The following is a 19,972-nucleotide window of genomic DNA, read 5'->3' on the forward strand; positions in this document are numbered from 1 at the left end:
GCCGGATCGCCGGTCAGGCGTTCGCGCGGTCGCTCGCGCGGACCAGTTCCGAATGGCACCGCGCGATGCGCGCACGCCACCACTCCAGGCGATCTTCGGATGCCGCGTACCGGTCCAGCTGCGCCGCATCGGCGGCGACCCGACCCACCGGCAGTGCGCCGTCGCGCGGGAGGAGCGCCGGCGAGGCGGAATCCGCCGTCAGCAGTGCGGCCGTGCCCAGGCCGCAGTCGTAGTCCAGCTGGGGAAGGGCGGCGGCCAGCGCGACTCCCATCGCCAGTCCGACGGAGGTCTCGAGGGCGCTGGAGACGACGGCGGGCAGCCCCGCCTCGGCCACGATCTCCAGGGCGCGGCGCACACCCCCGAGGGGCTGCGCCTTCACCACGATGATGTCGGCCGCCCCGGCGCGGGCAACGGCGATCGGATCGGCGGCCTTGCGGACGCTCTCGTCGGCGGCGATCGGGATGCCGAGATACTTCACCCGCCGGCGCAGTTCGGCGAGGTCGTCGATCGTCGCGCACGGCTGCTCGACGTACTCCAGGTCGAACTCGGTGAGCGCGTGGAAGGCGTGCTCGGCTTCGTCGAGGTTCCAGGCGCCGTTGGCATCCACGCGAATGCGGCCTTCCGGACCCATCACGGCGCGGACGGCCCGCACCCGCGCGACGTCATCTGCGAGCCGCTGGCCGGCTTCGGCGACCTTGACCTTCGCGGTGCGGCATCCGTCGAACAGCGCCAGCACCGCGGCGACGGATGCCGCATCAACTGCGGGAACGGTGGCGTTGACCGGCACGACATCCCGATGCTGCGCCGGCAGGGCCGACCAGCCGAAGTCGATGGCGCCGGCGAGCCAGACGGACGCCTCCGCGTCGTCGTACTCGAGGAAGGGCGAGAACTCGGTCCATCCCTCGGGGCCGTGGATCAGCGCCGCCTCACGGATGTCGATGCCCCGGAACCGCGTGGCCAGGGGGAGGGCGACCACGCGCATCGAGTCGAGCAGATCGGCAAGGGAGGGGAAGGATGCGGCGGCGTCGGTGCTCACGACTCCATCATGCTCCCTCGCAGATGCCTGCCTCCGCTGTGCGTCGGCGGGGCGTCGGTGCGGGTGCCGGTCACGCCCGCGCCGTCCGACTCCCCGAATAAGCAATTCCGGACACTGCGATGTGCCATTGACTACAGTGTGTGTCACACAGTACAGTGTGATTCATGAGCGAGACGGAAGCACTTGACACCCACCTGCAGGAGCTGCGGCGCGGCACTGCGGTCCTGGCGTGCCTGCGGCTCCTGCAGACGCCCGGCTACGGATACGGGTTGCTGGAGGAGCTCAGCGCTCGCGGGTTCGAGACGGACGCCAACACGCTGTATCCCCTGCTGCGCCGGCTGGAGAAGCAGGGCCACCTCACGAGCGAGTGGAACACCGACGAGGCCCGGCCCCGCAAGTTCTACCGCACCAGCGCCGCGGGCACTCGCCTGGCCGACGCGCTGACCGACGAGTTCCGTGCGATCGCGGCAGCGATCGACACCCTTCCCCAGGAGGACTGACATGACCATCACCGCCACCCTCACCGATCGGTACGTCGCGACCGCGATGCGCACCGTGCCTGAGAGTCAGCGCGCCGACCTGGCCGCCGAGCTGCGGGCATCCATCGACGACCAGATCGAGGCGCGCGTCGCCGACGGCGCGGCGCTGGAGGTCGCCGAGCGCGCCGTGCTCACCGAGCTCGGCGACCCCGACACGCTCGCCGCCGGTTACACCGACCGCCCGCTGTGGCTGATCGGACCGCGCTACTACCTGACGTGGTGGCGCCTGACCAAGCTGCTCTGGGCGATCGTCCCGGCGTGCGCCGCCTTCGGCGTCGGCCTCGGCCAGGTCTTCTCCGGGGCGCAGGTGGGTGAGGGGATCGGCGCGGTCGTCTCCGTCGCGCTGTCCGCCATCGTGCACATCGGCTTCTGGACGACGCTGATCTTCTTCATCGTCGAACGGAGCACCCCTGACCGGGGCGCCGGACTCGTCGGCACGTGGTCCGTCGATGACCTCCCCGAGCTGAAGGAGAACGGCGCCAAGCTCGGCGACCTGATCGGGTCGCTGGTGTTCCTCGCTCTTGCCGCCGGTGCGGTGGTGTGGGATCACTTCGTCGGTTTCGCGTACTTCGCCGCGGCGGGCGAATGGATGCCGTTCCTCGCGCCCAGCCTGTGGCCCTGGTGGATCACCGCACTGTTCGCGCTCATCGTGCTCGAGGCTCTGCTGGCGATCTTCGTCTACGCGCGGGGCAGGTGGACGAGGGCGACCGCCACCGTCAACGCCGCACTCAACGTCGCGATCGCGATCCCCGCCCTGTGGCTGCTGCTGCTCGGGGAGCTGGTCAACCCCGAGTTCTTCGCACAGCTCATGCCGTCCGACGCGGCGCAGACCGCCGAGACGGTCGTGACCGTGCTGATCGGATTCGGGATCGTCCTGATCGCGGTGTGGGACACCATCGACGCCTTCCTCAAGGCGCGCCGCGCGCGCTGAGCGCGCCGGCAGACACGAAGGACAGGGAAAATGGAACCGATCACCCGGCAGGACTACATCGGCCGCTACGTCGAGGCAGCGACGAGATCGCTGCCTCCGCGGGAACGCGCCGACCACGCGGCGGAGCTGCGCGGTTCGATCCAGGACCAGATCGATGGCCGCGTCGGAAGCGGCGACACACCGGCCGCGGCGGAGCTCGCCGTACTGAGCGGGATGGGCGATCCGGCTGTGCTGGCGGCCGGGTACGCCGACCGGCCGCTTCACCTCATCGGCCCCCGCTGGTATCCCACCTGGCGGCGGGTCCTGCGGATCGTGCTCTGGTGGACGCTGCCGTTCGTCGCCTTCGGCGTTGCGCTCGCCATGATCCTGGAAGACCGACCGCTGTGGGGGATCGTCGGTCCGACGATCGGCGTCACGATCGCGGCCGGGGCGGTGATCTTCACCGGCATGACCATCGTCTATGCGGCGCTCGACCGTGCCGGCGAGCCGGTGGGCGCGTGGACGGTTGACCACCTGCCGTCCCGGGACCCGAACGAGGGCATGCCCGCGGGCCGTGTAGAGAAGATCGTTCTGGGGGTCTCCGTCCTGTTCGCGATCGCGGGCCTCGTGTTCGTCACGGCGTCCTGGGCGGTCCCGGAGGCCGGGCCGATGTCCGTGCTGAATCCGGCGCTGTGGCCGTGGAGTCTGATCGTCGGGGTGGTGCTGATCCTGGCTGGAGCCTTCGTCGTGATCCGGGCGAGAGCGACCGGTCGGTGGGGGATGGGCAGCGCGATCGCGACAGCCCTGATCGCTCTCGGCTGGGCCGTGCCCATCGTCTGGCTGGCGGTGACCGGGCTTCTCTTCGACCCCGCGTTCGTCGAGTACCTCGATATCGACCGCGACGCCCGAGTCGTGATCGTGGTGTGCATCCTGGCTGCAACTGTCGCGATCGCCGCATGGAGCACGTTCGACGCCTTTCGTCGGGTGCTGCGACGCTGAGCGCCCGCGAGGGCGTCGACGACGCCCTCGCGGAGCCGTCGGTCTCCGTGCCGCTTTAGGCTATCCGCATGCCCAACCTCGACACTCCCGTCCGCTTCGGCGTGCAGCTCAAGCCCCAGCATTCCCCGTACGGCGCCTTCCGCGACGCGGCCAGCCGCCTCGAGGACATGGGCGTGGACATCCTGTTCAACTGGGATCACTTCTTCCCGCTGACCGGGGAGCCCGACGGCATGCACTTCGAGTCGTGGACCATGCTGGCGGCCTGGGCGGAGCAGACCGAGCGTGTCGAGTTCGGCGCCCTGGTCAACTGCAACAGCTATCGCAACGCCGATCTGCAGGCCGATATGGCCCGCACGATCGACCACATCAGTGCCAAGGGCGGGACGGGCCGGTTCATCCTCGGCACCGGGGCCGGCTGGTTCGAGCGCGACTACGACGAATACGGCCACGAGTTCGGCACCCCCGGCACGCGGCTGAACGACCTCGCGAACGGTCTGGACCGGATCGCCGCGCGCTGGCCGCGGCTGAACCCGCCGCCCACGCGGCAGATCCCCGTCATGGTCGGCGGCAAGGGCGAGCAGAAGACGCTGCGCATCGTGGCCAAGCACGCCGATATCTGGCACAGCTTCGTCGCCCCGGAGGAGATCGCCCACAAAGTCCGCGTCATCGAGAACTGGGGCGAGCGCGACGGTCACGACACCTCCGGACTGATCATCTCCAACGAACTGCATGCTCGCGACGAGGATGTCGCCGATCAGCTGTTCGCCGCGGGCACCCGCCTGTTCACGCTCGGGTTCCAGGGACCGGACTGGGACTTCGCGCTGGTGCAGCGCTGGCTGGACTGGCGCGACGCCAAGAACGGCGGTCGCCCGTGACCGTCTCGGAGCTGTTCGACCCTGCCCTGTGGGTCCCTGCCCCGGGCGCGGATGCGTACACGGACATCACCGCACACGTGACGCCGGATGGCCGTATCGCGCGGATCGCGTTCGACCGTCCCGACGTGCGCAACGCCTTCCGCCCGCACACGGTCGACGAGCTGTACCGGGCGCTGGACACCGCGCGCCAGGATTCCCGCATCGGCGTGGTCCTGCTCACCGGCAACGGCCCGAGCCCGAAGGACGGCGGGTGGGCGTTCTGCTCGGGCGGAGACCAGCGCATCCGCGGACGCGCCGGCTATGAGTACGCCGGCGACACCACGGGCCAGAGTGCCGCATCCACCGGCCGCCTCCACATCCTCGAGGTGCAGCGGCTGATCCGCTTCATGCCGAAGGTGGTCATCGCCGTCGTCCCGGGCTGGGCGGCCGGTGGCGGGCACTCCCTGCACGTGGTCTGCGACCTCACGATCGCCAGCGCCGAGCACGGCCGGTTCAAGCAGACCGATGCGGATGTCGGGTCCTTCGACGCCGGCTACGGCTCGGCGTACTTCGCCCGTCAGATCGGCCAGAAACTCGCGCGCGAGGTGTTCTTCCTCGCCGAGGAGTACTCCGCGCAGCGCGCGTACGAGATGGGCGCCGTGAACCGCGTCGTCCCGCACGCCGACCTCGAGCGCGAGGCGATCGGAATGGCCCGCACGATCCTGACCAAATCGCCCACCGCCATCCGCATGCTGAAGTTCGCGTTCAACGCGGTCGATGACGGTATGGTCGGGCAGCAGGTGTTCGCGGGCGAGGCCACACGTCTGGCCTACGGCACCGACGAGGCCGTCGAGGGCCGCGACTCGTTCCTCGAGAAGCGCGACCCCGACTGGTCGCCGTACCCCTGGCACTACTGACCCGCAGCGGTCCCCGTCGCACAGCGGCGCCGACCGCCCGAGGTCGGCACGGATGGTTGGGGGGGGCGCACGGCGAGTGGAGATGTGGTGACGACGTGAGACTCGAACCAGTCGTGGGCGACGACCCGCGCGAGATTCTGCGCAGCCTTCGATCCGCACTGCATGGCGCAGGACCCGCGCTCGGCCTGGGCATGGTGCGGGATGCGCCGACGGAGGTGCCGGCCGGCACCGCCGTGGTGGTGACGACCTCCGGCTCCACGGGGGTGCCCAAGAGCGTGGTGCTGACGCGCGACGCGTTGACGGCGGGCGCGCTGGCCACCGCGGATCGGATCGGTGACGGCGCCTGGCTGCTTGCCCTGCCCCCGAGCTACGTGGCGGGGCTGCAGGTGCTCGTCCGCTCGATCGTCGCCGACCGCGAGCCGGCCTGGCTCACCGGCGGCTTCACCCCGGGGGCGTTCACCGCGGCCGCGCTGATGATGCTCTCGACCGACCGAGGAACCCGCGTACCGACGTACACGTCGCTGGTGCCGGCGCAGCTGACCACGCTGCTGGATGCCGCGGCATCCGACGAGTCCGTCCTGCGCGGGCTGCGCTCGTTCGAGCAGATCCTGGTGGGCGGCCAGGCGGTCGCCCCTGCGACGCTCGAGCGGGCACTGGATGCCGGCGTGCGGGTGGTGCGCACGTACGGCGCGACCGAGACCAGCGGAGGCTGCGTCTACGACGGCCGTCCGCTGCGCGGCGTCTCGGTGCGGATCGTCGAGGGCGAGATCCAGGTCGCCGGGCCGACTCTGGCCGAAGGGTATCTGGGCGACCCGGGAGCCACGGACCTCGCCTTTCCCCGCGACCCGGATGGCACGCGGTGGTACCGCACCGGGGATGCCGGGATCCTCGAGGACGATCTGCTTCGCGTGCGGGGACGTATCGACAACGTCATCGTGTCCGGCGGGATCAATGTGTCGCTGGACCGGGTCGAGCGGGTGGTGCGATCGATCCCCGGACTGGAATCCGCGGTGGTGGTCGGCGTCCCCGACGCGCGGTGGGGCGAAGCCTCCGTCGCGGTGGTTCCGCGCGGTGAGGCGCTCCGGCGCAGTGAGTCGGTGCAGCTGGAGGAGGCGCGCGCGGCCGTGACGGAGGAGATCGGAGCGCACGCCCGCCCGAATCGCCTTGTGCTGGTCGACGAGATCGCGACGCTCCCGAGCGGCAAGCCCGACCGTGAGGCGATCCGGGCCGCGGTTGTGGCACTGCACAGGCCGTAGGATGGCACCTCGTGGCAGGCACCCCCAGTAAGAAGCGCAAGCGTCCCCGCACTCGCACGCATCCCTCGCGCGGCAATCCGCAGAAGGTGCACCAGGAGGGCGACCCGCGCCGGGTCCAGAAGGCGAGCCTCGGCGACTGGATCGGAGGCGCCCGCCTGCGCACGCTGCCGCTGGCGATCAGTCCGGTCCTGATCGGAACGGGCGCCGCCATCCTCGTGGACGGACTGTTCCACTGGGTGCTGGCGCTGCTGTGCCTGGCCGTCTCGGTGAGCCTGCAGATCGCGGTGAACTTCGCGAACGACTACAGCGACGGCATCCGCGGCACCGATGAGCACCGGGTCGGCCCCGCTCGCCTGACGGCATCCGGCAAGGCATCGCCCAGAGCGGTCCTGATCGCCGCGATGGTGTTCTTCGCCGTCGCGGCCGTCGCCGGGCTCGCGTTGGTGATCCGCAGCCAGCAGTGGTGGCTGCTGCTGATCGGCGCGGTGTGCATCATCGCCGCGTGGTTCTACACCGGGGGCAAGCGCCCGTACGGGTACTACGGTCTGGGCGAGCTGTTCGTGTTCGTGTTCTTCGGGCTCGTCGCGACCGTCGGAACGACCTACGTGCAGGTGCTGACTGTGCCGCAGGAGGCGTGGTTCGGCGGCGTCGGCGCGGGACTTCTCGCGTGCGCCGTCCTGCTGGCCAACAACCTGCGCGACATCGACCAGGACCGGGCGGCCAAGAAGCGCACTCTCACGGTGCTGATCGGTCGTCGGTGGACGCGCATCCTGTTCACGGTGTTCGTGCTGGCACCGTTCGTCATCGCCGGCTTCCTGGCCCTGTTCTACCCGATCGCGTGGCTTGCGATGCTCGGCCTCCTGGCGGCGCTGCCGGCGATCCTGATCGTGTGGACCTACCGGCTGCCACGAGAGCTGGTGGTCGCACTGACCTTGACCTCGTTGACGTCAGTCGCCTACGGCGCGTTCCTGCTGTGGGCCTTCGTCGGCTGACAGTCGCGACGGAGCGTCCCGGTCCATCGCATCCTCGACGTCCTCGTCGCTCGCCGCGGCCTTCGCCTTCGCGCGTCGCTGCGCCAGTTCGGTCGTCACCTCGGTGAGGGGGCGGCGCAGGAACAGCAGCGAGAGGCTCAGTCCGATCAGCGCCGCGAAGACGGCCGCGAGCCAGTACAGCTCGCGGAAGACGGGGAAGATCATCAGGATGCCGAAGGGCACCAGGAATGCGAGCAGCCTCAGCGCCGTGTAGACGAGGGCGGAGCGGGCTTTCATCCGTCCATCCTAGATCGAGCGTGTTGAGGGCATTCCCAGCTGGGAGGAGTCTCGGTCCGGTCACGGCGGACCGCGGAGCCTCCCACGCGCCTAGGATGGGGGTGTGCCGAGAGTACTGCTTATTCTGGCGCTGGTGGCCACAGCGTTCTGGGTTTACACCATCGTCGACTGCAGTGTGCAGCCCGCCACCCGGCACCGCGGGGTGAGCAAGCCGATCTGGATCCTCATCGTCGTCCTGCTGCCCGTCCTGGGCGGGCTCCTCTGGCTGACGGTCGGTCGCGTCCGACGCTCCTCTGTCGCGGCCCGGCGTGCTCCGGATGATGACCCGGAGTTCCTCGAGAAGATCGGGACGCTGAGCGATCAGGACGAGCGGATCCGACGACTCGAAGAAGAGCTTGCGCTTCTGGACGCGGAAGATGACGACCCGCGCTGGCGGACGCCGGACGGACCGGCCACGGCCGCCGGTTCACCGGCCGCCGGAACTCCCGGATCGGGTTCTCCCGCTTCCGACGCGCCGAAACGCGCAACGGATCGTCCCGCCGACGGCGACGAAGACCCGCGCGGCCAGCGCGGCGCCGTCGGCTAGTGGTCCACGACGGGGCAGCCGAGTTCGGCGCGCTCGGGGACGATCCTGCTCCGGCGAGTTCGGTGCCCGCCGAGGAGGAGCGCACCGTCCTCTCACCCGCGATGGATGCTGCGGCGGCATTCCTGGGCGCACTCGTGGATCTGGGCGTCCGCCACATCGTGCTGAGTCCGGGGTCGCGCTCCCAGGCCCTCGCGCTGGTCGCCGCGGAACTGGAGCTGCAGGGCAGGGTGAGGCTGCACGTGCGCATCGATGAGCGGGTCGCCGGGTTCACCGCGCTCGGCATCGGACGCGAGACGCGCATGCCGGCAGCGGTGGTGTGCACCTCTGGAACGGCGGCGGCCAACCTGGTGCCGGCCGCACTGGAAGCCCACCATGCGGGCGTGCCGCTGCTGCTTCTGACCGCGGACCGACCGCCGGAGCTGCGCGGCGTCGGCGCTAATCAGACCACCCGGCAGCTGGGCCTGTTCTCTTCCAGCGCGCGTCTGGAAGCCGACCTTCCGGTGCCCGAGGCGACCGACTCGGATGGCGACGGCGAGCAGAGTGTCATGCTGCGCCAGGTCGCGGCGGACGCGGTCGAGGCGGCGCTGGGTGCCGGGACGCGCGCGCCCGGCCCGGTGCACGTGAACGTCCCGTTCCGCGAGCCCCTGGGCGGCCAGGCGCCGCGCTGGCTGGGGGCGCCCACCGCCGAGCTGACCACGACCGCGGCGGCGGATCAGGATGCCGCCCCGATCGCGGACGAGTCGCCGGAGGACGAGGCCTCCGGCGCCCTCTACCAGGGCGGGGGAGGGATCGGCGAAGCGGACCAGCCGGCCGAACCCGACGATCTGCCGCACCTTCTCGATCGCGGCCCGCGCACGGTCGTGCTCGCGGGAGCAGATGCCGGAACGGACGCCGAGGCTCTCGCCCACGCCGGCGCGTGGCCGCTGATCGCAGAGATCGTCAGCGGGTCCCGGTATGGCCGCAACCTCGTGCACCGCTACCGCCGGCTGCTGTCCGATCCGCAGCTGGGCGGACGGATCGAGCGGGTCGTCGTCCTGGGGCATCCCACCCTGAGCAGACAGAGCGCCGCACTGCTGTCCGATCCGGGCGTCCAGGTGCTGGCCGTCCGCGGCCCCGGGGAGCCGCTCAACCTCAACGGAGCCACCATCGCCGTCGACGCGGTCGCGGTCGCCGCCGGCGAGCCGGATCGGGAGTGGCTCGGACAGTGGCTGCGGGCTTCGCGGGATGCCTCCGTGGACCTCAGCCCCCCTGCGCCGGATGCCGACGGGCTGTCCTCCGCGGTGCCGGCGGAGCGGCTCGGGGCGATCAAAGCGGAGCTGGCGGCCGTGCGTGCGCCGTTGGATCGGGCAGCCATGGTCGACGCGGTGTGGCGCGCCACCTGGCCGCACGACCGGCTCGTGTTCGGCTCATCCCGCCTCGTCCGGGTCGCCGATGACCTGCTCGGGGGCAAGAAGGTGCCCGTCCACGCCAACCGGGGCCTCGCCGGGATCGACGGCACCGTCGCCACCGCGACCGGCATCGCGATCGGGTCCCAGACCGGCGGGCGCCCCGGCGTCACCCGGGTGCTGCTGGGCGATCTCGCCCTGCTGCACGATGCCGGTGCGCTGCTGCTGCCGCCCGCCGAGGACGAGCCGCGTATCCAGGTGGTCGTCGGCAACGACGGGGGCGGCACCATCTTCGACGACCTCGAGGTGGCCGCAATCGCCTCGGCGGAGGTCATGGACCGCGTGCTGTACACGCCCCACACCACCCGGTTCGAGCACCTTGCTCGCGCTTACGGCTGGGAGTACCAGCGGGTGACGACGCGGGCCGCGCTGGATCAGGCGCTCACCGCGCCCGTCGGCGGACGTCAGCTGATCGAGGTTCCGCTGACGCGCTGAGCGCGCGCCCGGCCATGATCGCCGCAGTGGCGCAGGGGGCCAGACGCGCCCGCCGATCCGCGGGTCTCCCTCCCCGCGGCATCGCCGCGACCGCACGTGCGTAGGCTGGGTCGGTGAACCGCGCCGCCGACTCCGTCCGCCGTATCGCCGACCAGTACGTCGCGGAGCTCGCCGCGCACGAGCCGGACGCCGCCCAGGCCGCCGGTCTTGCGTCGCCGGGACCGCTGGCCGACATCGGCCCGGAATGGCTGCAGCGCAAGTACGCGCTGCAGGGCGAGGTGCTCGCCGCCCTGGACGCCCTGCCGGGTACGGCCGGTGAGGACCCGCTGCGGGCCGCGCTGGCGGAACGGCTCGAGCGGGAGCGGCTGCTGTTCGACACGGGCTTCACCCCGCGCCTGGTCGCCGGCCTGGCCAGCCCCGTCCACCTGATCCGGTACGCGATCGAGGGGCTGACCGTCACCGCGGATGCGGCCGGCGCAGACCTGGTCGCGCGGCTCGAGGCCGTGCCGGACGGCATCGCCCAGTACATCGCGTCCCTGCGCTGGGCCGCCTCGAACGCCGAGCGGTTCACCGGGACCGGCATCGCCCCCGTGCGGCAGCTGGACACGCTCACCGCGCAGATCGAGCTGTGGCTGAGCGCGGACTGGTTCGGCTCCCTTCCGATCGACGACCCGGTGGACGCCGCGACCCGTGGCCGCGTCCGCGCCGCGGCGGATGCGGCCAACGCCGCTCTCGGACAGCTGCTCGCGGTGCTGCGCGAGGAGCTGCGGCCGCTCGCGCCGACGGTCGATGGCGTCGGCGTCCAGGTGTACGCCGACCTCGCCGCGGCCATGCTCGGCGCACGCATCGACCTCGCCGACACGTACGCGTACGGCTGGGCCGAGCTGACGCGCCTCGTGGCCGAAGCGCGTGCGCTGGCCGCATCGCTCGGCGGCACCGGGGCCGACCCGGTGCGCGGCGCGGCAAAGCTCCTCGACGCCGATCCGGGCTACCGGCTCGAGGGCGTGGACGCGATCCGGTCGTGGCTGGAACGTCGCGTGGACGAGACCATCGGGGCTCTGGAACCGGCCTTCGACCTGCCGTCCGGCATCCGGAACGTCGAATGCGTCGTCGCGGAGGCCTCCACCGGCGTCGTCTACTACACGCCGGCTCCGCCGGACGGGTCCGTGCCGAGCCGGATCGTCTGGACCATCCCCAGCGGCGTGCCGGTCGCGGCGACCTGGCAGGAGGTGACCAGCGTGCATCACGAGGGGCTTCCCGGTCATCACCTCCAGTTCGCCGTCACCGCCTCCTCCTCGGACCTGCACCCCTGGCAGCGGCACCTGTGCCATATCCACGGCTATGCCGAGGGCTGGGCGCACTACGCCGAGCAGCTCGCCGACGAGCTCGGCCTCGTCCGCGATCCCGCCGAACGGCTGGGGCTGCTGCTCGGGCAGATCTGGCGCTCGGTTCGCATCGTGGCCGACATCGGCCTGCACACCGGGTGGGCAATCCCGGCGAACTCGCTGGTCGCCGAAACGGAATGGTCCCCGCAGCTCGCGCAGCGGATGCTGGTCGAGCTCGCCCTCGTCGAGCCGCATCTGGCCGGATTCGAGGTGGACCGCTATCTGGGCTGGCCCGGACAGGCGCTCGCCTTCAAGATCGGGGCGCGGCTGTGGCATGACGCTCGTGCCGAAAAGGCGGCCGCGCAGGGCGACGCATTCTCGCTGCGCGCCTTCCACCGTGACGCACTGGCACTGGGCCCGATGGGACTGGAGCCCCTCCGCGCGCAACTGCTCGCCGGGTGACGCCTGTGGAGCAGGTGACGTGCCGGGGGGAGTCTCAGGCCTCCAGCTGCGGCAGCACCTCGCGACCCAGCAGCGCGACGCCCGCGGCCTCGTCGATCCCATGCGGGGTGCCGAACTCGATACGGTCCACGCCCGCGTCGATGAGCCGCCACGCCTGCGCGGCGATGTCATCCGGAGTGCCGGAGAACGCGAACAGATCCAGCACGTCCCTCGGAACGAGCCGCCCGGCGCCGTCGTCGTCGCCGTCGGCCAGGCGGGCCCGGATTCCGGGCAGCAGGTCATCGGGCAGCGACACGGTCGGATCCAGGGCGGCCACCACGTCGAGGTACATCGCGACCTGGCGTCGAGCGTGGCGGCGCGCAGCCGCCCCGTCCCGGTCGACGACGGTCACGGCGCCGAGCACGACCCCGACCGCATCCGGGGTGCGGGCCGCCCGGTCCAGCCCGCGCTGCAGCCGCGCCCGGACGACCTCGACCATCGCCGGGTTGGCGCTGCCGCCCACCTTCACCTCGTCGGCGAGCTCGCCGGCCAGGGCCATGCCGAGCGGACCCCAGGAACCCAGCAGGATCGGCGCACGGTTCCGCAGCACGGGATATCGCAGCCGCACTCCCGGCTCCACCCGGAACGCCGCACCCTCGTAGCCGAGACCGTCCCCGCCGAGGAGTGCCTGAATGACCCCGACCGCGTCCCGCAGGTGGCTGATCGGTCTGCGCACTTGGACGCCGACCGCATCGAGCCAGGATCCCTTCGCGAGGCCCAGGTAGGCGCGACGGCGGACGCGGCATCCACCGCAGCGAACTGGCCCGCGATCTCGTACGGATGCAGCGTGTACGGATTCCAGCAGGCGCAGCCGAGCCGGATCCGCGAGGTGGCACCGGCCATCTCCAGCAGCGCTGCGACGGGCGGCTGGTAGAGCAGGTCGGAGAACACGCTGACACCGTCGAACCCGGCCCCCTCCGCGAGCGCTGCCAGCGCCGCGTACGCGCCGGGCGCCTTGTCGGTCTGCAGTCCCAGTGAGATCTGGACGGGCCGAGAGGAGGTCACGTCAGCTCCTCGGTCTTCATCGAGCGGATGCCGGTGCGCACGATCCGCATGATCAGCCGTTCGTCGGGATCGGGGCACGCGACGAGGTCGTCCCGTTCCAGCCAGTCACCCGGCGGCAGCCGTCGCTGCTTCGCCGGCAGCAGGGGCATCACGGCCTGCAGCGCGTACATGCAGAAATGTCCGCCCTCCGGCAGGCACAGGCGGCTGCTTTGGACGAGGTCGATGCGGTCGCCCACCTTCATCCCGCACACCGAGCGACCCTCGATGCGTTCGACCACCACGCTCAGGTCGTACAGCTGCGTGCGTGGACTCTGGTCAGGCTCCTGCGGCTCGGTCATCGCGACCGCCCCTCATCGTCGCGGACCACGACGCCGCCCTTCATGACGAAGTCGATACCGCGCAGCGCGCCGGCCGTCACGGTCGGGTCCTCGGGCAGGGCGATCAGATCGGCGAACCGTCCCGGCGTCAGGGTTCCGATGCTGTCCCGGGCATCCAGCCATTCCGCGGGCGCGGACGTCGCCGCCCGGATCACATCCGGCGCGGACAGGCCGCCGGCCTGCATGTGTTCGAGTTCCCGGACCACGGCGCTGGTCCCCTCGAAGTCCCAGAAGGGCGGCATGTCGCTGCCCAGGAGCACCGTCACCCCGGCCTCCAGCGCGTACCGGTAGGACTGCAGGTGGCGCGGACCGGCGTTCAGCGAGCGCTCCTGCATCCACGGCGGCACGCCGAGGTCGTCGAAGAAGGCGCCCGCACGGGTGACCACGAGCGTCGGCACCAGTGCCACGCCGCGTGCGGCCATCAGCCGCGCGACCTCCGGCGTGAGCTCGTAGCCGTGCTCCACGCAGTCCAGCCCCAGCTGCACAGCCTCGGCGATGATCGCCGCCGGTCCGGCGTGCGCGGTCACCTTGCGGCCCCAGGCATGGGCCGTCGAGATCGCGGCTGCCATCTCGTCCCGGGTCAGCTGCGGGGTGGTGATCTGCTCGTGCTCGCCGGCGATGCCGCCGGAGATCATGATCTTGATCAGATCCGCGCCGGATCGGAGCTGACTGCGGACGCCGCGCGTGAACGCATCCGGCCCATCGCACTCCAGGGTGTCCCCGGTGTCATGCCCGTGGCCGCCGGTGCAGCACAGGCCTCGGCCCGCGGTGAAGATGTGCGGACCGGCCACCTGCCCCTGCTGGATGGCCCGGCGCAGCGCGAAGTCCGCACCGTCCTTCTCGGCGACGCAGCGGACCGTCGTCACCCCGGACAGCAGTGTGCGCCGTGCACCGTCGGCCATGTGCAGCGCGAGGTCGTGTGCGGAGAGCGCGCTGACCGCATCGCCGCCCGGGCCGGGCAGTGACAGCGAGAAGTGGGTGTGCATGTTGATCAGGCCCGGCATGACGTAGGAGCCGCCGAGGTCGATCGTGGGTTCCGGTGCGTCGTGTTCGGCCACGATCGCGGCGATGCGGCCGTTCTCCACCACGAGGCAGACACCGTGGCGCGGCACGGGGTCGATGCCGTCGACCAGCCTCAGGTTCGTGAGCACCGCGTCGCCCCGGGTCGGCAGTGCGGGTACCGGCCCGCTCATGCCAGCGCGTCCACGATCGGTCGGAACTTGACCCGCGTCTCGAGCAGTTCGGCCTCGGGGTCGCTGCCGGCCACGATCCCCGCGCCGGCGTGCGCACGCAGCGGGATATCGCCCGTGCCGCCGGGCGAAACGGTGTTCAGATCGAACTGCGCGCAGCGCAGCGCGATCGCCCATTCCCCGTCGCCGTGTGCGTCCACCCAGCCGACCGGTCCGGCGTACCGGCCACGGTCGAAGGGCTCGAGTCGGCGGATCACCTCGAGGGCGGCATCCGTCGGCGTTCCGGCCACGGCAGCGGTCGGATGCAGCGCGGCGACGAGGTCGAGGGCGGACGCGCCGCCGCTCAGCTCGCCTTCCACGTCGGTGGCCAGGTGGAAGACGTTGGGCAGCTTCAGGGCAAACGGCTGCTCGCTCGCGGCGAGCACACTCGTATGCGGACGCAGCGAGGCCAGCACGCTCTGCACGGCGTAAAGATGCTCGTCCTGGTCTTTCGCGCTCGTCGCCAGGGCCAGGGATGCCGCGGTGTCGGCATCCGCGTCGGCCCCGCGGGGAGCGGTGCCGGCCAGGACGCGGGCGGTGACGGTCCCGCCCGACACGGTCACCAGCGTTTCCGGGCTCGCGCCCATGAGGCCGTCGACGGCGTAGGCCCAGCAGTCCGGGTAACCGGATGCCAGTGCTCGGACGAGCCGGCGCAGGTCCGAGCCAGGCGGGACCGAACCCGCCAGGTCGCGAGCCAGGACGACCTTGCTGACCTCGCCGTCCGCGATGGCATCGAGTCCCCTGCGCACGGCAGCCTGGTAACCGCTCGGGTCCAGAGCCCCCGGGCCGAGGGTCGCCGCCCAGTACGGGCCGTACCCGGTGCTCTCCGGCAGTGCGACGCCGGGTTCTGACTCGATCGCGCCGGCATGGCTGATCCGCGTCACCCAGGAGCGGTCACCGCGTCGGCCGACCACGACCGCGGGCACGCTGAGCCTGCTCGGGGTCGGGGAGAGCGGGTCGAACGCGAATGCGCCGAAGGCGACCAACCCGGTGCCCGGCAGGCCCACCGCGTCATCGACGTCCGCCGCGGCCGCCAGCGCCCGCCACTGCCGGCCGAAGTCGAATCCGATCGCCGGGCCGATCCGGGTGAACGCCGTCGTCTCGCCGTACGCGGCCATCGCATCGCCGCGGCGGCTCCAATAGGTGGGATTGGACAGCTCCGCATACGCCAGCACGTCATCGACCGCCGCGACCTCGCGGGTCACCACCCGCAGCCGCGGGGTCGGCAGTTCGATCGGGTCGGTCACCGTTCCAGACTAGAGTCGAGCCGCCTCGGCGCGGGCCACGTCCGTCCCGACGGCACAGATCGCCTCTGGGCAGCGTCACCGGTGGCGCGGCTAAGCTGTGCCGTCATGAGCGCCCCGCACCCCGCGACGCCCGGCCGTCCTGAGCCGGGAACGCAGACCCTGTTCCGCTGGCGCAAGTGGGACGGTTCCCCGCACTGGGTGCACGAATGCGTCTACCTCGGCTCGGACCAGTGGGGGGACTGGTTCGGACAGCCCGCGGGATGGCGCAGCAGTCGCCCGGAGCGTGACTTCCTGGTCAACACTGCGAGCGTGACGCTGCTGCCGCCGAGCGGTCTGTATGCCATGACGGTGAACGTCGCACCCCCGGCCACCTACCGGATCTACATCGACCTGGGCTGGGACATCCGCTGGCAGGAGGTCGAAAGTGTTCTCGAGCCGACCGGCATCGATATGGATCTGGATGTCGTCAAGTCCGTCGACGGCCGCGGGATCTGGATCGATGACCGCGACGAGTGGGAGGAGCACCGCGTGGCGTACGGCTATCCGCTCGACATCGTGGACCGCCTCGAGTCGCTCGCCGTCGACCTGGAGGCGTACGTGCGGGCCGAAGTCGCCCCGTTCGATGACGCGACCCCGGATGCCTGGCTGGCCCGGCTCGCCGCCCTGCACCTGTCTGCGCGGGCAGAGTAGAGCCGCGGAGGGCACCGGCTGCGCGAATAGACTCGTCCGGTGACTCCTCGTCCGCACGACCCGCCCCCGGGCGACGCCCGGCTCAATCGCGCCGACCTCCACAAGGATCCGGCCCGCGTCAGCGGCATGTTCGATCAGGTCGCGAAGAACTACGACCGCACGAACACGGTGCTGAGCATGGGCAACGACCGCATGTGGCGGGCCGCGTCGACCCGGGCGGTCGCCCCGCGGCCCGGACAGCGGATCCTCGATCTGGCCGCCGGCACCGGCGCCAGCTCGGTGGCCCTGGCCAGGAGCGGAGCTTCCGTCGTGGCGGCCGACTTCTCGCCCGGCATGATCGCGGAGGGCGAGCGCCGCCACGGCGGCATCCCGAATCTGACCTTCATCCAGGCCGACGCGACCTCCCTGCCCTTCGGTGCGGACGAGTTCGACACCGTCACGATGTCGTTCGGACTGCGCAACGTGAACGACCCGCAGCGCGCGCTGCGCGAGCTGCTGCGGGTGACCAAACCGGGGGGCCGCCTGGTGGTCTGCGAGTTCTCGCACCCGCCGTCACGCGCGTTTCAGGGGCTGTACCGCTTCTACAACGACAGGATCCTCCCGGTGGTCGCCAAGACCGTCAGCTCCAACGCGGACGCCTACGACTACCTGAACGAGTCGATCCGCGAATGGCCCGACCAACGGGCACTGTCCGGATGGATCCGGGACGCGGGCTGGACCGATGTGGCCTACCGGAACCTGTCCCTGGGGATCGTCGCCCTGCACCGCGCGACCAAGCCGGAACGGCCGGCGAGTCAGCGCATCGCCCCCGGCACGAGCGACCCCTCCAGACCCCGATAGGCTGAGGGTGTGACTCCCTCAGCTTCCGGCTCGCGGGTTGCGGGCAAGCTGGGCCTCACCGACCGCACACTCGCCGGGCCGCGCTCCCGCAAACTCGCGTCCACTGTGAAGGCCGGCCTCGTGCGTGTCGACCGCGCCCTCGAGCAGGAGCTGCGTGTCACCGACCGCATCGCCGACGCAGCGAGCCGCTACCTCTACGAAGCCGGCGGCAAGCGGATCCGGCCGATGCTCGCGCTGATCACCGCCCAGCTGGGCGACGGGGCGATCGAGAGCGTCATCGAAGGCGCCACCGCGCTGGAGATGACCCACCTCGGCTCGCTCTACCACGACGACGTGATGGATGCCGCGGACAAGCGTCGCGGTGTGCCCAGCGCACACTCGGTCTGGGGCAACAACGTCGCCATCCTCACCGGGGACCTCCTGTTCTCGCGCGCCAGCCAGATCATGGCGCGGCAGGGCGAGCGCGCCATCCGGCTGCAGGCGGACACCTTCGAGCGGCTCGTCCTCGGGCAGATGCACGAGACGGTCGGGCCGCAGGACGGCGATGATCGCGTCGAGTTCTATCTGCAGGTGCTCTCCGACAAGACCGGTTCGCTCATCGCGGCCGCGGCGCAGTCCGGGCTCATCTTCGCCAACGGCCCGGATGAGTTAGAGCAGCCGCTGATCTCGTTCGGCGAGAAGGTCGGGGTGGCCTTCCAGCTGCTGGATGACGTGATCGACCTCTCCGACGATCCTGACGAGACCGGCAAAGTGCCCGGCACGGACCTCCGGGCCGGCGTGCCCACCATGCCGTACCTGGTCCTCGGGCAGCGGACGGATGCCGCATCGATGGCCCTCCGTGCGCGCATCGACGACGGGGTGGAGCGCATCGCCGACGGCGGCGACCCGGCCATCCTGGATCGCGAACTCTCCGAACTGCGGGAGCACGAGGCCACCAAGGCCACGCTCGATCTCGCCCATTCCTGGTCGAATGAGGCGATCGCCTCGCTCGAACCTCTTCCCGCAGGTGCGGTGCGCGAGGCGCTGACGCGTTTCGCCCAGGCTGTCGCCGACCGTTCCAGCTGACATATCCCGTCGCGGCAGGTGTCGTAGTTCGCCAAGCCCGCGGCCTCAGAAAGGACCACATGACCAAGCTCAGGCTGGCCATCGTCGGTGCAGGACCGGCAGGCATCTACGCCGCAGACATCCTGCTCAAGGCGGAGCGCAAGTTCGACGTGTCGATCGACCTCTTCGAGCAGCTTCCGGCCCCGTACGGCCTGGTCCGCTACGGCGTCGCGCCCGATCATCCGCGGATCAAGGGCATCGTCACCGCGCTGCGCGAGGTGCTGGACCGCGGCGACATCAGGCTGTTCGGCAACGTGCGCTTCGGCGAGGACATCACCCTCGATGACCTGAAGCGTCACTACAACGCGGTCATCTTCGCCACCGGGGCCATCCGCGACGCGAACCTCGACGTCCCCGGCATGGACGCGATCGGCTCGTACGGCGCGGCGGACTTCGTGAGCTGGTACGACGGCCACCCGGATGTGCCGCGGGAGTGGCCCCTGGATGCCGAGTCGGTCGCCGTCATCGGCAACGGAAACGTCGCACTCGATGTCGCCCGCATGCTCGCCAAGCACGCCGAGGATCTGCTCCCGACCGAGGTGCCCGACAACGTCTTCGCGGGGCTGCGCGCGAGCGCCGTCACCGATGTGCACGTGTTCGGGCGCCGCGGCCCCGCGCAGGTGAAGTTCACACCGCTGGAACTGCGCGAGCTGGGCGAGCTGCGCGACGTGGACCTGGTCGTCTACGACGAGGACTTCGACTACGACGACGCGTCCCGGGCTGCGATCGCGAGCAACAAGCAGGTCATGGTCATCGACCGGGTGCTCCAGTCCTGGCGCAAACGGCCGTCGGTGAACAATGCCGGAGGAGAGGCATCCCGCCGTCTTCACCTGCACTTCTACGCCAAGCCGCTCGAGGTGCTCACCGACGAATTCGGCCGCGTGTCCCGCTTCCGCTGGGAGCGCACGCGACCGGACGGCCAGGGCGGTGTCGCCGGCACCGGTGAGATCCGCGAGGTGCCCGTCCAGGCGATCTACCGCGCGGTCGGGTACTTCGGCTCACCCCTGCCCGGAGTCCCGTTCGACAAGCGTCACGGCGTCATCCCCAATCACGAGGGGCAGGCGCTGCGGGAGGACTCCAACGACCGCGTACCGGGTGTCTACGCGACCGGATGGATCAAGCGCGGACCGGTCGGTCTGATCGGCCACACGAAGTCGGATGCGATGGAGACCGTGCGCCACCTCATCAACGACCAGGGCTCGTGGTGGCAGCCGGCCGACCCCTCGGAGGAGGCGATCCCGCGGCTGCTGGCCGAACGGGGTGTGCGCTGGACCGACCTGGACGGCTGGCACCGTCTGGACGAACACGAGATCGGTCTCGGCGCCCCGCACGGGCGCGCGCGGGTCAAGGTCGTGCCTCGTCCCGACATGGTCGACATCTCGCGCGGGGAGTGACCCGAGTCGCGCAGC

General features: G+C 71.0%; 21 protein-coding genes and 1 pseudogene. 15 read left to right on the forward strand and 7 right to left on the reverse strand.

The genetic code is table 11. The features are described from left to right. Positions 1-13: 13 nt before the first annotated feature. Complete coding sequence (locus QNO12_RS02875) at positions 14-1,036, reverse strand: o-succinylbenzoate synthase (RefSeq protein ID WP_257503510.1); 1,023 nt, start codon at positions 1,034-1,036, stop codon at positions 14-16. A 164-nt stretch (positions 1,037-1,200) separates the two neighbouring features. On the opposite strand from QNO12_RS02875, the gene QNO12_RS02880 reads away from it, so the two are divergent. The 7 genes from QNO12_RS02880 (at position 1,201) to QNO12_RS02910 (ending at position 7,503) form a co-directional block, all read left to right on the forward strand. Further along, entirely contained in the window at positions 1,201-1,536 is a 336-nt protein-coding gene (locus tag QNO12_RS02880; protein ID WP_257503509.1) for a PadR family transcriptional regulator, read from the forward strand. Between the two features lies 1 nt (position 1,537). Further along, a complete protein-coding gene (locus QNO12_RS02885) occupies positions 1,538-2,506 on the forward strand; it encodes a permease prefix domain 1-containing protein (RefSeq protein WP_257503508.1) in 969 nt (322 codons plus the stop codon). A gap of 30 nt (positions 2,507-2,536) precedes the next feature. Continuing rightward, entirely contained in the window at positions 2,537-3,484 is a 948-nt protein-coding gene (locus QNO12_RS02890; protein WP_257503507.1) for a permease prefix domain 1-containing protein, read from the forward strand. A 68-nt stretch (positions 3,485-3,552) separates the two neighbouring features. Continuing rightward, a complete protein-coding gene (locus tag QNO12_RS02895) occupies positions 3,553-4,359 on the forward strand; it encodes an LLM class F420-dependent oxidoreductase (protein ID WP_257503506.1) in 807 nt (268 codons plus the stop codon). Next, positions 4,356-5,255 (forward strand): 1,4-dihydroxy-2-naphthoyl-CoA synthase, encoded by a 900-nt coding sequence (locus QNO12_RS02900; protein WP_257503505.1) that lies wholly within the window; start codon positions 4,356-4,358, stop codon positions 5,253-5,255. The genes QNO12_RS02895 and QNO12_RS02900 overlap by 4 nt, the downstream gene beginning before the upstream one ends. A 95-nt stretch (positions 5,256-5,350) precedes the next feature. Next, positions 5,351-6,511 (forward strand): AMP-binding protein, encoded by a 1,161-nt coding sequence (locus QNO12_RS02905; protein ID WP_257503504.1) that lies wholly within the window; start codon positions 5,351-5,353, stop codon positions 6,509-6,511. An 11-nt stretch (positions 6,512-6,522) separates the two neighbouring features. After that, positions 6,523-7,503 (forward strand): 1,4-dihydroxy-2-naphthoate polyprenyltransferase, encoded by a 981-nt coding sequence (locus QNO12_RS02910; RefSeq protein ID WP_257503503.1) that lies wholly within the window; start codon positions 6,523-6,525, stop codon positions 7,501-7,503. Here the strand turns inward: QNO12_RS02910 and QNO12_RS02915 are convergent. Beyond that, complete coding sequence (locus tag QNO12_RS02915; protein WP_257503502.1) at positions 7,459-7,779, reverse strand: DUF4229 domain-containing protein; 321 nt, start codon at positions 7,777-7,779, stop codon at positions 7,459-7,461. The genes QNO12_RS02910 and QNO12_RS02915 overlap by 45 nt on opposite strands. A gap of 103 nt (positions 7,780-7,882) precedes the next feature. Here QNO12_RS02915 and QNO12_RS02920 point away from each other — a divergent pair, with 103 nt between their 5' ends. From QNO12_RS02920 to QNO12_RS02930, 3 genes are all read left to right on the forward strand, one after another. Further along, a complete protein-coding gene (locus tag QNO12_RS02920; RefSeq protein WP_257503501.1) occupies positions 7,883-8,365 on the forward strand; it encodes a PLDc N-terminal domain-containing protein in 483 nt (160 codons plus the stop codon). A gap of 101 nt (positions 8,366-8,466) precedes the next feature. Beyond that, entirely contained in the window at positions 8,467-10,245 is a 1,779-nt protein-coding gene (menD, locus tag QNO12_RS02925; protein ID WP_257503696.1) for a 2-succinyl-5-enolpyruvyl-6-hydroxy-3-cyclohexene-1-carboxylic-acid synthase, read from the forward strand. 113 nt (positions 10,246-10,358) lie between these two features. After that, positions 10,359-12,032: a DUF885 domain-containing protein gene (locus tag QNO12_RS02930; protein ID WP_257503500.1), complete on the forward strand. Its 1,674-nt coding sequence runs from the start codon at positions 10,359-10,361 to the stop codon at positions 12,030-12,032. Positions 12,033-12,066: 34 nt separating this feature from the next. Here QNO12_RS02930 and QNO12_RS02935 read toward each other — a convergent pair whose 3' ends face one another. Further along, positions 12,067-12,747, reverse strand: coding sequence for an LLM class flavin-dependent oxidoreductase (locus QNO12_RS02935; protein WP_257503499.1), 681 nt, complete (start codon positions 12,745-12,747; stop codon positions 12,067-12,069). Between QNO12_RS02935 and QNO12_RS02940 the strand changes: the two genes are divergently transcribed. Continuing rightward, on the forward strand, positions 12,748-12,945 hold the full coding sequence (locus QNO12_RS02940) for a hypothetical protein (protein WP_257503498.1): 198 nt from the start codon (positions 12,748-12,750) through the stop codon (positions 12,943-12,945). It begins immediately after the preceding gene. Here QNO12_RS02940 and QNO12_RS16995 read toward each other — a convergent pair. The 4 genes and pseudogenes from QNO12_RS16995 to QNO12_RS02955 all read right to left on the reverse strand — a co-directional run. Continuing rightward, positions 12,867-13,154, reverse strand: a pseudogene (locus QNO12_RS16995) (hypothetical protein); the annotation flags it as partial. The gene QNO12_RS02940 and the pseudogene QNO12_RS16995 sit on opposite strands and share 79 nt — an antisense overlap. Continuing rightward, positions 13,073-13,414: a TIGR04076 family protein gene (locus QNO12_RS02945; RefSeq protein WP_257503497.1), complete on the reverse strand. Its 342-nt coding sequence runs from the start codon at positions 13,412-13,414 to the stop codon at positions 13,073-13,075. The gene QNO12_RS02945 and the pseudogene QNO12_RS16995, both read right to left, overlap by 82 nt. Further along, positions 13,411-14,646, reverse strand: coding sequence for an amidohydrolase family protein (locus QNO12_RS02950; RefSeq protein WP_257503496.1), 1,236 nt, complete (start codon positions 14,644-14,646; stop codon positions 13,411-13,413). Before QNO12_RS02950 ends, QNO12_RS02945 begins: the two co-directional genes overlap by 4 nt. Then, complete coding sequence (locus QNO12_RS02955; protein ID WP_257503495.1) at positions 14,643-15,929, reverse strand: isochorismate synthase; 1,287 nt, start codon at positions 15,927-15,929, stop codon at positions 14,643-14,645. The genes QNO12_RS02950 and QNO12_RS02955 overlap by 4 nt, the downstream gene beginning before the upstream one ends. A gap of 105 nt (positions 15,930-16,034) precedes the next feature. Here QNO12_RS02955 and QNO12_RS02960 point away from each other — a divergent pair, with 105 nt between their 5' ends. From QNO12_RS02960 to QNO12_RS02975, 4 genes are all read left to right on the forward strand, one after another. Next, positions 16,035-16,619, forward strand: a complete 585-nt coding sequence (locus QNO12_RS02960) for a DUF402 domain-containing protein (RefSeq protein WP_257503494.1) — start codon at positions 16,035-16,037, stop codon at positions 16,617-16,619. Positions 16,620-16,745: 126 nt separating this feature from the next. Further along, positions 16,746-17,459, forward strand: a complete 714-nt coding sequence (locus QNO12_RS02965) for a class I SAM-dependent methyltransferase (RefSeq protein WP_257503695.1) — start codon at positions 16,746-16,748, stop codon at positions 17,457-17,459. Positions 17,460-17,468: 9 nt separating this feature from the next. After that, entirely contained in the window at positions 17,469-18,524 is a 1,056-nt protein-coding gene (locus QNO12_RS02970; RefSeq protein WP_257503493.1) for a polyprenyl synthetase family protein, read from the forward strand. Between the two features lie 59 nt (positions 18,525-18,583). Continuing rightward, positions 18,584-19,957, forward strand: coding sequence for an FAD-dependent oxidoreductase (locus tag QNO12_RS02975; protein ID WP_257503492.1), 1,374 nt, complete (start codon positions 18,584-18,586; stop codon positions 19,955-19,957). Positions 19,958-19,972 lie beyond the last annotated feature (15 nt).

This window comes from Microbacterium sp. zg-B185, assembly GCF_030246885.1.
Lineage (GTDB): Bacteria > Actinomycetota > Actinomycetes > Actinomycetales > Microbacteriaceae > Microbacterium.